The 9933-nt window shown below is 68.3% G+C and carries 13 protein-coding genes; 7 read left to right on the top strand and 6 right to left on the bottom strand.

The features are described 5' to 3' along the window. Positions 1–498: 498 nt before the first annotated feature. The 5 genes from VV867_RS30550 to folM form a co-directional block, all read right to left on the bottom strand. A complete protein-coding gene (locus VV867_RS30550; protein ID WP_009616043.1) occupies positions 499–837 on the bottom strand; it encodes a HopJ type III effector protein in 339 nt (112 codons plus the stop codon). A 13-nt stretch (positions 838–850) separates the two neighbouring features. Continuing rightward, positions 851–1174: a DUF1244 domain-containing protein gene (locus VV867_RS30545; protein ID WP_109932163.1), complete on the bottom strand. Its 324-nt coding sequence runs from the start codon at positions 1172–1174 to the stop codon at positions 851–853. A gap of 118 nt (positions 1175–1292) precedes the next feature. Beyond that, positions 1293–1664 (bottom strand): dihydroneopterin triphosphate 2'-epimerase, encoded by a 372-nt coding sequence (gene folX, locus VV867_RS30540; protein ID WP_109932165.1) that lies wholly within the window; start codon positions 1662–1664, stop codon positions 1293–1295. Between the two features lies 1 nt (position 1665). Continuing rightward, positions 1666–2226 (bottom strand): GTP cyclohydrolase I FolE, encoded by a 561-nt coding sequence (gene folE, locus VV867_RS30535; RefSeq protein ID WP_208604337.1) that lies wholly within the window; start codon positions 2224–2226, stop codon positions 1666–1668. 29 nt (positions 2227–2255) lie between these two features. After that, a complete protein-coding gene (gene folM / locus VV867_RS30530; RefSeq protein WP_328568402.1) occupies positions 2256–2966 on the bottom strand; it encodes a dihydromonapterin reductase in 711 nt (236 codons plus the stop codon). Positions 2967–3114: 148 nt separating this feature from the next. On the opposite strand from folM, the gene VV867_RS30525 reads away from it, so the two are divergent. Further along, positions 3115–3567 (top strand): flavodoxin, encoded by a 453-nt coding sequence (locus VV867_RS30525; protein ID WP_089389618.1) that lies wholly within the window; start codon positions 3115–3117, stop codon positions 3565–3567. A gap of 450 nt (positions 3568–4017) precedes the next feature. Here the strand turns inward: VV867_RS30525 and VV867_RS30520 are convergent, their stop codons facing one another. Next, on the bottom strand, positions 4018–4902 hold the full coding sequence (locus VV867_RS30520) for a LysR family transcriptional regulator (protein ID WP_109932170.1): 885 nt from the start codon (positions 4900–4902) through the stop codon (positions 4018–4020). 98 nt (positions 4903–5000) lie between these two features. Here VV867_RS30520 and VV867_RS30515 point away from each other — a divergent pair, with 98 nt between their 5' ends. The 6 genes from VV867_RS30515 to VV867_RS30490 all read left to right on the top strand — a co-directional run bounded on the left by VV867_RS30515 (position 5001) and on the right by VV867_RS30490 (position 9871). Next, on the top strand, positions 5001–5378 hold the full coding sequence (locus VV867_RS30515; RefSeq protein ID WP_089389616.1) for a CidA/LrgA family protein: 378 nt from the start codon (positions 5001–5003) through the stop codon (positions 5376–5378). After that, positions 5365–6051, top strand: coding sequence for an LrgB family protein (locus VV867_RS30510; protein ID WP_328568401.1), 687 nt, complete (start codon positions 5365–5367; stop codon positions 6049–6051). Before VV867_RS30515 ends, VV867_RS30510 begins: the two co-directional genes overlap by 14 nt. 231 nt (positions 6052–6282) lie before the next feature. After that, a complete protein-coding gene (locus VV867_RS30505; protein ID WP_109932174.1) occupies positions 6283–7059 on the top strand; it encodes a class II aldolase/adducin family protein in 777 nt (258 codons plus the stop codon). Then, positions 7059–7955, top strand: a complete 897-nt coding sequence (locus VV867_RS30500) for an alpha/beta fold hydrolase (RefSeq protein WP_109932176.1) — start codon at positions 7059–7061, stop codon at positions 7953–7955. The genes VV867_RS30505 and VV867_RS30500 overlap by 1 nt, the downstream gene beginning before the upstream one ends. A 121-nt stretch (positions 7956–8076) precedes the next feature. Beyond that, a complete protein-coding gene (locus tag VV867_RS30495) occupies positions 8077–8988 on the top strand; it encodes an SDR family oxidoreductase (protein WP_109932178.1) in 912 nt (303 codons plus the stop codon). A gap of 115 nt (positions 8989–9103) precedes the next feature. Further along, the gene (locus VV867_RS30490; RefSeq protein ID WP_275628731.1) at positions 9104–9871 is read left to right on the top strand and encodes a crotonase/enoyl-CoA hydratase family protein; all 768 of its coding nucleotides are present in this window, start codon (positions 9104–9106) and stop codon (positions 9869–9871) included. The last annotated feature ends 62 nt before the right edge of the window (positions 9872–9933 follow it).

Genomic DNA, 9933 nt, shown 5'->3' with positions numbered 1-9933 from the left:
GACTCGCCCGAGGGGGCGAAACAAGAAACATCAACGCACTCGGAGCGGCGCGCTACACCCAAACCCAATAGACAGTTGCTCCTACAGGGGAATGGCGTTGGGGCACCGTCGTAGGATGGTGTTGAGCGAAGCGATACCCATCGCCACGGCCGCATGGGTTCGCCGACGACCGTAGGGCGAATAACCGTTCGCGGTTATCCGCCGTTGGCAGTGCACCGAGGCCCGTGAACGACGGCGGATAACGCCGGAGGCGTTATGCGCCCCACGGTTTGCCTCGCTATTCACGGCGGCAAGAAAAAGCCCCGCGAGGCAGGCTGTGTGAAAAACCGAGCGGCTCTTCGAAGAGCGCGTTCCTACGTGAAATCTGAAGAGGCTTGGCTATTCAGCCAATCCAGAATCCACGTAGAAACGCGAAATCCAGGTTGTTTTTTAACCAGTGGGACCGATCCTGAGGTTTTCACACAGCCTGGAGGGCGGGGCTTCTGCATTGCGGGGGGATCAGCCGCGGCGCGACAGCGGCTGGCGCTCGAAGCGCACGCCGGCCAGGCCGGTGTTCTGCAGGGCGCGGATGTTGGCGTGGTCGGTGCCCTCGGGGGTGTCGCGCACCGCGCGATAGTGTTCACCGAAGGCCAGCAGGGTTTCCTCCAGGCTCAGGCCCTCGAGGATGGCGAAGCCGAGGGTCTTGCAGGAGCCCTCGTTCTGCCCGGCCGGGTTTTCCACCGGGCCGTTGCTGAAGGCGCTGGGGCTGTAGCTGTAGTGCTCGGCGATGAACGCCAGGGTATCGGTGAACAGGTGCTGCTCGCTGCGCAGGCGCGCGCGGAAATCGGTGAGGGTCATCAAGGCGGGCTCGTCAGTGTTTCTTGGCGGTGTCGAAGGCGGCCTGCTGCTCGGGCGAGGCTTCCTTCTGGTATTTCGCCTTCCATTCGGCGTAAGGCATGCCGTAGATCTCCTCGCGGGCCTGTTCCGGGCTCAGTTCCAGGCCCATGTCGTCGGCCGCGGCCTTGTACCACTTGGACAGGCAGTTGCGGCAGAAGCCGGCGAGGTTCATCAGGTCGATGTTCTGCACGTCCTTGCGGGTGCGCAGGTGCTGCACCAGGGTGCGGAAGGCCGCGGCCTCCAGCTCGGTGCGTTGTTCCTGGGTCAGGTCGAGGATGCTGTGTTCGGGCTTGCTCATGGTTCGGGCTCTCGCTTGGCGCGTCGTCGCGGGACGCCGGGGCAATTCGGGGCTGCGCAGATGATAAGAGCCGGGGCAGGCGCCAGCAATGGCCGCCGGCTCGAAGGCGCCGCCCGGTTCAGCGCCGGGCGGCCAGGGCGATGGACACCGACTCGGCGAAGCGCAGGGCGTGGGGCTTGTCCACTTCCACCTCGGCGTAGTGCACTGCCGGGTGGGCCATGACCAGGTCGAGGATTTCCTGGGTCAGGCGCTCCAGCAGGGCGAAGCGGTTCTCCTCGACGTGGGCGATGATCGCCTTGGTGATGGTGCGGTAGTTCAGCGCGTGCTCGATGTCGTTGACCTGCACCGCCTCCTGCGAGGGGTAGAGGATGGTCAGGTTGATCAGCACGTCCTGCTTGTTGAGGATTTCCTCTTCCTTGATGCCGATGTAGGTGCGCACGCGCAGGTCCTTCACGCGGATCCGCGCCATGCCCGGCTGCAATTGCGTCATTTCACTTGCTCCGTCCGATCAGTTGCAGGAATTCCTGGCGGGTGTTGCTGGAGTCGCGGAAGGCGCCGAGCATCACCGAGGTGAACATCTGCGAGTTCTGCTTCTCCACGCCGCGCATCATCATGCACATGTGCTGCGCCTCGATCACCACCGCCACGCCGGCGGCGCCGGTGATGCGCTCGATGGCCTCGGCGATCTGCCGCGTCAGGTTCTCCTGGATCTGCAGGCGCCGCGCGAACATGTCGACGATGCGCGCCACCTTCGACAGCCCCAGCACCCGTCCGGTGGGAATGTACGCCACATGGGCCTTGCCGATGAAGGGCAGCAGGTGGTGTTCGCACAGCGAATACAGCTCGATGTCGCGGACGATCACCATTTCGTCGTTGTCCGAGGCGAACAGCGCGCCGTTGACGATCTCCTCCAGGCTCAGCTCGTAGCCGTGGCACAGGTAGCGCATGGCCTTGGCGGCGCGCTTGGGGGTGTCGAGCAGGCCTTCGCGGTCGGGGTTCTCGCCCAGGCCCAGGAGTATCTCGCGGTAGTTCGCGGACAGGGAATCGGTCATTGCAGGGTTCCTCGCGCCACGGCGGGCGGTCATTTGAGGTGCCGGCCGCCGTTGACGGTCAAGGTGGTGCCGGTGACGTAGGGGGTGTCCAGCAGGTAGCGGATGGCCTGGTAGACGACGTCCGGCCCGGGTTCGATGCCCAGGGCGGATTTCGCCAGGGTGCGCGCGCGGTAGTCGGCGTCGTCCCCGGTGTTGAACATGACCAGCGCCGGGGCGATGGTGTTGACCTTGATGCGCGGCGCGAAGCGCGCGGCGAAGGACAGCGTCAGGCTGTCCAGCCCGGCCTTGCTGGCGCAGTAGGCGACGTGCTTGGCGCTGCCCCTGCGCACCACGTCGTCGCTGACGTGGATGATGTCGGCCGGCAGCGAGCGCTCCAGCAGCGGCGCGCAGTGCAGGTTGATCAGGTAGGGGGCGAGCATGTGCACGCTGAACAGCGCGCGGAAGGCCTCGGCCTCGTGGCCGGGCGTCTCGGCGAGCCAGGTGGAGGCGTTGTGGACGATGGCGCGCAGGCTGTCGGTGTGGGCCTTGAGCGCGTCGATGAAGGCGAGGATGCCGGCCTCGTCGGCGAAGTCGCCGTGCAGGCAGGTCGCGCCGCGCTCGCGCAGTTGCTGCAGCCCGGGCTTCTCGCTGCGGTAGCTGACGATCACCGGCTGGCCCGCGTCGAGCAGGCGCAGGGCGCAGTGCAGGCCGACGCGCTGGCTGGCGCCGGTGATCAGGATGGGGGCCGGGGATGCGCTCATGCGAGCCTCGTGGCTGGTGGAAAACGGCCGGCGGAGGCATATCCGAGCGGCGCGGTGGGAAAAAACTATACCAGCCCGGCGGCGCCGGCGAACACCCGTGGCCGGCTTGCGGCATAATGGGCGTTTGTCGCATGAACCGGGAGTTTCCATGAAAGTCGCCATTCTGTCCGGGTCGGTCTACGGCACCGCCGAGGAGGTCGCGCGCCATGCCAAGCGCCTGCTGGAGGCCGCGGGCCTAGAGACCTGGTTCGAGCCGCGCGCCGGCCTGGACGCGCTGGTCGAGGCCGCGCCCGACGCCTTCCTGACGGTCACCTCGACCACCGGCCTGGGCGAGCTGCCGGACAACATCCAGCCGCTGTACTACGCCCTGCGCGACCGCCTGCCGAACTGGCGCGGCCTGCCCGGCGCGGTGATCGGCCTGGGCGACTCCAGCTACGGCGACACCTATTGCGGCGGCGGCGAGCAGGTGCGCGAGCTGTACGCCGAGCTGGGCCTGCGCGAGGTGCTGCCGATGCTGCGCCTGGACGCCAGCGAGACGGTCACCCCGGAGACCGACGCCGAGCCCTGGATCGCCGATTTCATCGCTGCGTTGAAAGGCTGATCCATCCCCCGGCGTTGGCTGTGGCCCCGGCGTATCGGCGGATAACCGCGAACGGTTATCCGCCGTTTGGCCGTGATCCTCGGCGGCTCCGGGGTTGACCTTGGCGTTGGCTATGGCCCCGGTGTATCGGCGGATAACCGCGAACGGTTATTCGCCCTACGACGCGGGTAGGCCTGGTGTAGGGCGAATAACGCCTACGGCGTTATCCGCCGTTTGGCCGTGATCCTCGGCGGCTCCGGGGTTGACCTTGGCGTTGGCTATGGCCCCGGTGTATCGGCGGATAACCGCGAACGGTTATTCGCCCTACGACGCGGGTAGGCCTGGTGTAGGGCGAATAACGCCTACGGCGTTATCCGCCGTTTGGCCGTGATCCTCGGCGGCTCCGGGGTTGACCTTGGCGTTGGCTATGGCCCCGGTGTATCGGCGGATAACCGCGAACGGTTATTCGCCCTACGGATGCAGCGGAAACTCCTCCAGCAGCGCCAGCCAGGCCTTGGCCGCGTGGGACAGGTAGGCGTCGCGGCGCCAGATGAAGCAGATGTCCCAGCGCAGGTCCGGTTCGCTCAGCAGCACCCGTGCCACCCCTGGCCGTACCACTTCCTCGGCCACTGCCCGTGGCAACAGCACCACGCCCTGGCCGGCGGCGACCAGCGCGCCGAGGAAGTCGGCCTGGCCGCTGCGGCCGCCTTCGCGGGGTTCGAAGCCGGCCTCGTGGCAGGCGCGCAGCAGGCGGTCGTTGAGGGTGAAGCTCTGTTGGTAGAGCAGGAAGGGGGTGTCGGCCAGTTCGGCCAGGGCGATGCGCTCGCGCCCGGCCAGCGGGTGCTCGGCCGGCAGCAGGGCGTCCAGCGGTTCGTTGCAGAACCGCTGCCAGTCGAAGCCGGGGTCGCTGGGGGTGAGGGCGCCGGCCAGTTCCAGTTCGCCGGCGTGCACCGCCTGCTCCAGGCTCTTGCTGCCGCCTTCCACCAGGTGCACCTGGATGTGCGGGTAGCGCTTGCGGTACTCGGCGAAGCGCCAGGCGAACAGGGCGTCGGCGCCCAGCAGCGGCAGGCCCAGGCGCAGCTCGCCGCGCTTCATCTGGCTGAGGTCGTCCAGTTCGGTCAGCAGTTCGCGGCGCAGGCGCAGCATGTCCTCGGCGCGGCGCAGCACCACTTCGCCGGCGGCGGTCAGGCGCACGTGCGGGCCGCTGCGCTCCAGCAACTGCACCTGCAGGCTCTGCTCCAGCTGGGCCACCTGCTTGCTCACGGCCGACTGGCTGGCATGCAGGCGTACCGCGGCCTGGGTGAAGCTGCCCTGGCGCACCACCTCGACGAAGCTGCGTAGCTGCTTGAATTCCATTCTGGAATGGCTCCGATTCGAACAATTCGCTTTGGGGATAGTACCCCCGGGCTTAACCTGAGCGCCATCCACTCCGCAGCGCCACGCAGGCACCCGAAATGACTCGCCGCATCCTCCGACTGGGCTTCGAACTCGCCGTCCTCATCGCCTTCTGGTGGTTCGGCGGCTGGCTGGCCAGGGCCACCGGCCTGCCGCTGCCCGGCGGGGTGGTGGGGCTCGGCCTGCTGCTGGCGCTGTTCGCCAGCGGGGCGGTGCGCCCGGCCCTGCTGCAGGGCGGCGCCGGGCTGCTGCTGGCGGAGATGCTGCTGTTCTTCATCCCCGCGCTGATGAGCCTGCTGGACTACGGCCCACTGCTGCGCAGCGAGGGCTGGAAGATATTGCTGGTGATCATGTGCAGCACCCTGCTGGTGATGCTGGTCACCGCGCTGTCGGTGGAAGGCATGTACCGCTGGAGGTCGCGCCATGAGTCTCGATAAGCAAGCCCTGTTCTGGTTGGCCCTGACCCTCGGCGGCTACCTGTTCAGCCGCCAGTTGTACAAGCGCGTGCGCTGGTACGGCTTCGCGCCCATCGTGTTCGTCCCGGTGCTGCTGTTCGCCGTGGCCATCCCGCTGCACGCCCGCTACGCCGACTACGCCCGCGACACCAACTGGCTGGTGGCGCTGCTGGGCCCGGCCACCGTGGCCTTCGCCGTGCCCATCTGGCAGCAGCGGGCGCTGCTCGCCCGGCACTGGCCGGCGCTGCTGGTGGGCATGTGCGCCGGCTCCGCGGTGGCCATCGGCAGCTCCTGGGCGCTGGCCAATGCCCTGGCCCTGGACGGCCAGGTGGCGCTGTCGCTGGTGCCGCGCTCGATCACCACGCCGCTGGCCATGGAGATGTCCCACGACCTGGGCGGGGTGCCGGAGCTGACCGCGGCCTTCGTGATGATCACCGGGGTGTTCGGCGCCCTGGCCGGCGGCCTGCTGATGAAGCTGCTGCCGCTGCGCTCGACCCTCGCCCGCGGCGCCCTGCTGGGCGTCGGCGCCCACGGCGCGGGCACCAGCCGGGCCTACGAGTTCGGCGGCGAGGAGGGTTCCACCGCCGGGCTGCTGATGGTCCTCACCGGGCTGTTCAACCTGTTGCTGGCGCCCGCCGTCGCACTGGTCCTGTAGGAGCGAGGTGTCTTTCGCAGGATGGGTTGAGTTTACGAAACCCGTGCGGTCGTGGTGATGGGTATCGCTTCGCTCCACCCATCCTACAAGTCTGGCAGAGTGCGGTTCGCGAGCAAGCTCGCTCCTACAATTCAATTCCTAAGATGCGACTGTCAGACCTCCGACAGTCGCGGCGCCCCCGGCTGACTAGACTGGCCCCATCGAACAACAACAACCGATGAGGACCGCCCCATGAACGCCGCCGCTCCCGCACCCTCCGTGAAAGACCAGGTCTCCGAGGCCGAATGGCAGACCCGCGTCGACCTCGCCGCCTGCTACCGGCTGATCGCCCTGCACGGCTGGGACGACCTGATCTTCACCCACATCTCGGCCAAGGTCCCGGGCACCGAGGACTTCCTCATCAACCCCTACGGCATGATGTTCCACGAGATCACCGCCTCCAGCCTGGTGAAGGTGGACCTGGCCGGCAGAAAGCTGATGGACAGCCCCTACGACATCAACCCGGCCGGCTACACCATCCACAGCGCGGTCCACGAGGTGCGCCACGACGTCGGTTGCGTGCTGCACATCCACACCCCCGCCGGCATCGCCGTGTCGGCGCAGAAGAACGGCCTGCTGCCGCTGTCGCAGCAATCGCTGTTCGTGCTCTCCAGCCTGGCCTACCACGGCTACGAGGGCGTGGCCCTGAACCACGACGAGAAGGCCCGCCTGCAGGCCGACCTGGGCGACAAGAACTTCATGATCCTGCCCAACCACGGCCTGCTGACCGCCTTCGGCACCGTCGCCGACGCCTTCCTCGGCATGTTCACCCTGCAGCGCGCCTGCGAGGCGCAGATCATGGCGCAGAGCGGCGGCGGCGAGCTGATCCACATCCCGCAGCAGATCCTCGACGGCGCCCGGGCGATGCTCGCCGGGGTGATGAAGACCTCCCAGGGCATGGGCGGGCAGCTGGCCTGGCCGGCGCTGCTGCGCAAGCTCGACCTGCAGAACCCCGGCTACCGCGACTGATGGCCGGCATCGCCATCCCCCTGCGCGACTGGCGCGCGCAGGGGCGCAGCTTCGACTTCCACGGCCACGCCATCCGTTACTGGGAGGCCGGCGCCGGCGAGCCTCTGCTGCTGATCCACGGCTTCCCCAGCGCCTCCTGGGACTGGAACAAGCTGTGGCAACCGCTGGCCGGGCGCTACCGGGTGATCGCCTGCGACATGCTCGGCTTCGGCGACTCGGCCAAGCCGCGCGGCCACGCCTACCGCATCCACGAGCAGGCCGACCTGCAGCAGGCGCTGCTGGCCCACCTGGAGCTGCGCGGGCCGCTGCACCTGCTGGTCCACGACTACGGCAACAGCGTCGGCCAGGAACTGCTGGCGCGGCACCTCGAAGGACGCATCCAGCTGGCCTCGGTGGTGTTCCTCAATGGCGGGCTGTTCCCCGAGACGCACCGCCCGGTGCTCTCGCAGAAGCTGCTGCTCAGCCCCCTGGGCGGCTTCTTCGGGCGCTTCTTCGACCGTGGCAAGCTGGCCGCCAACTTCGCCAAGGTGTTCGGCCCGCGCACCCGGCCGAGCGAGGAGGAACTGGACGCCTTCTGGAGCCTGATCGCCTGCAACGACGGGCCGAAGGTGATGCACCGGCTGATCCACTACATCCTCGACCGCCGCGAACACCGCGAGCGCTGGGTCGGCGCCATGCAGCGCGCCGGCGTGCCGCTGCGGCTGATCGACGGGCCGCTGGACCCGATCTCCGGCGCGCACATGGTCGAGCGCTACCGCCAGTTGATCCCGCAGCCGGACACGGTGATGCTCGACGGCATCGGCCACTACCCGCAGACCGAGGCGCCGGAGCAGGTACTGGCGCACTACCTGGCGTTCCGCGCGCGCCTGGCCGGGCAGGTGCAGCCGGCGGCCTGAAGGGGCCGCCGGTATCATCCCCGGACCTTATCGGGGCATATTCAGCCCCGGCGTCTTGGTTGTGACCGTCAAACGTCTGTTTGACACTCCGTAGCCATCAACCTGCCTGGGAGTACCAACCATGAGTGATGCCGTTCGTTTCGACGACAAGGTCGTGATCGTCACCGGTGCCGGCGGCGGTCTCGGCCGTGCCCACGCCCTGTTGTTCGCCAGGCATGGCGCCAAGGTGGTGGTGAACGACCTGGGCGGCAGCACCCACGGCGAGGGCGCCAACGCCTCGGCGGCCGACCGCGTGGTGGCGGAGATCCGCGCCGCCGGCGGCACCGCCATCGCCAACCACGACTCGGTGACCGACGGCGAGAACATCGTGCGCCAGGCCGTGGAAGCCTTCGGCCGCGTCGACGTGGTGGTGAACAACGCCGGCATCCTGCGCGACAAGACCTTCCACAAGATGGAAGACGCCGACTGGGACCTGGTCTACAAGGTCCACGTCGAGGGCGCCTACAAGGTGACCCGCGCCGCCTGGCCGCTGATGCGCGAGCAGGGCTACGGGCGGGTGATCTTCACCGCCTCCACCTCGGGCATCTACGGCAACTTCGGGCAGAGCAACTATGGCATGGCCAAGCTCGGCCTCTACGGCCTGACCCGCACCCTGGCCCTGGAGGGCCGCAAGAACAACATCCTGGTCAACGCCATCGCCCCCACCGGCGGCACTCGCATGACCGAGGGGCTGATCCCGCCGCAGGTGTTCGAGCAGCTCAAGCCCGAGCTGGTCAGCCCGCTGGTGGTCTACCTGGGCAGCGAGGCCTGCCAGGACACCTCCGGCCTCTATGAAGTGGGCGGCGGCTGGATGGGCAAGGTGCGCTGGGAGCGCAGCCTGGGCTTCGGCTTCGACCCGCGCGAAGGCTTCGATGCCGAGGACGTGGCGGCGCACTGGCAGCAGATCAGCAGCTTCGAGAACGCGGTGCACCCGGCGGACAACGTCGAGGCCCTGCGCGAGATGATGGCCAACCTGCAGAAATACGTCGGCTGATCGCGACAGCCTGACGGGCGGAACGGCCAGGGTGCTGCTCCGCGCTCCGTGACGCAGTAAGGTGGAGGGCCGGCGCAAGTCGGCCTTCGTCCTTTCCGTCAGCCTGGAGTCCAGCATGAGCGTGATCGTCGAGCACAACGGCCCGGTAACCACCCTGATCATCGATCGTCCCGAGGCGCGCAACGCCGTCGACCGGCCCACCGCCGACGCCCTGGCCGAGGCCCTGCGCGCCTTCGAGGCCGACGAGCAGGCGAAGGTGGCGGTGCTCACCGGCGCCGGCGGCACCTTCTGCGCCGGCGCGGACCTCACTGCGGTGGCGCAGGACAGCGAACGGCGCAACCGCCTGGAAAACGAAGGCGACGCCCCCATGGGCCCCAGCCGCATGCAGCTGAACAAGCCACTGATCGCCGCCATCGAGGGCTACGCGGTGGCCGGCGGCCTGGAGCTGGCGCTGCTCGCCGACCTGCGGGTGATGGCCGAGGACGCGGTATGCGGGGTGTTCTGCCGGCGCTTCGGCGTGCCGCTGATCGACGGCGGCACCGTGCGCCTGCCGCGCATCATCGGCCAGGGCAGGGCGCTGGACCTGATCCTCACCGGCCGCCCGGTGGCCGCCCAGGAAGCCCTGGGCATGGGCCTGGCCAACCGCGTGGTGGCCAAGGGCGAGGCCCGCGCCGCCGCCGAGGACCTGGCCCGGCAGATCGCCGACTTCCCCCAGGCCTGCATGCTGGCCGACCGCGGCAGCGTCTACGCGCAGTGGAACCAGTCGTTCGACGTGGCCATGGCCAACGAATTCCAGGGAGGGCTGATGGTGATCCTCAGTGGCGAGACCCAGGCCGGGGCGCAACGCTTTGCGCGGGGCGAAGGGCGGCACGGGAAGTTTTGAGGGGTGGGGCGGGGTTGCTTTTCGTAGGAGCGAGCTTGCTCGCGAACGGTGTTTCCCGGCGG

This window comes from Pseudomonas sp. JH-2 (assembly GCF_036231725.1).
In the GTDB taxonomy this organism is placed as follows: domain Bacteria; phylum Pseudomonadota; class Gammaproteobacteria; order Pseudomonadales; family Pseudomonadaceae; genus Pseudomonas; species Pseudomonas delhiensis.
This window is presented reverse-complemented; position numbering and strand designations above follow the sequence as displayed.

Bases quoted from the DNA above. Each gene is read 5' to 3' on its own strand.
- VV867_RS30550 (WP_009616043.1), bottom strand. From the start codon at position 837: ATGACCCTCACCGATTTCCGCGCGCGCCTGCGCAGCGAGCAGCACCTG.
- VV867_RS30545 (WP_109932163.1), bottom strand. From the start codon at position 1,174: ATGAGCAAGCCCGAACACAGCATCCTCGACCTGACCCAGGAACAACGC.
- folX (WP_109932165.1), bottom strand. From the start codon at position 1,664: ATGACGCAATTGCAGCCGGGCATGGCGCGGATCCGCGTGAAGGACCTG.
- folE (WP_208604337.1), bottom strand. From the start codon at position 2,226: ATGACCGATTCCCTGTCCGCGAACTACCGCGAGATACTCCTGGGCCTG.
- folM (WP_328568402.1), bottom strand. From the start codon at position 2,966: ATGAGCGCATCCCCGGCCCCCATCCTGATCACCGGCGCCAGCCAGCGC.
- VV867_RS30525 (WP_089389618.1), top strand. From the start codon at position 3,115: ATGAAAGTCGCCATTCTGTCCGGGTCGGTCTACGGCACCGCCGAGGAG.
- VV867_RS30520 (WP_109932170.1), bottom strand. From the start codon at position 4,902: ATGGAATTCAAGCAGCTACGCAGCTTCGTCGAGGTGGTGCGCCAGGGC.
- VV867_RS30515 (WP_089389616.1), top strand. From the start codon at position 5,001: ATGACTCGCCGCATCCTCCGACTGGGCTTCGAACTCGCCGTCCTCATC.
- VV867_RS30510 (WP_328568401.1), top strand. From the start codon at position 5,365: ATGAGTCTCGATAAGCAAGCCCTGTTCTGGTTGGCCCTGACCCTCGGC.
- VV867_RS30505 (WP_109932174.1), top strand. From the start codon at position 6,283: ATGAACGCCGCCGCTCCCGCACCCTCCGTGAAAGACCAGGTCTCCGAG.
- VV867_RS30500 (WP_109932176.1), top strand. From the start codon at position 7,059: ATGGCCGGCATCGCCATCCCCCTGCGCGACTGGCGCGCGCAGGGGCGC.
- VV867_RS30495 (WP_109932178.1), top strand. From the start codon at position 8,077: ATGAGTGATGCCGTTCGTTTCGACGACAAGGTCGTGATCGTCACCGGT.
- VV867_RS30490 (WP_275628731.1), top strand. From the start codon at position 9,104: ATGAGCGTGATCGTCGAGCACAACGGCCCGGTAACCACCCTGATCATC.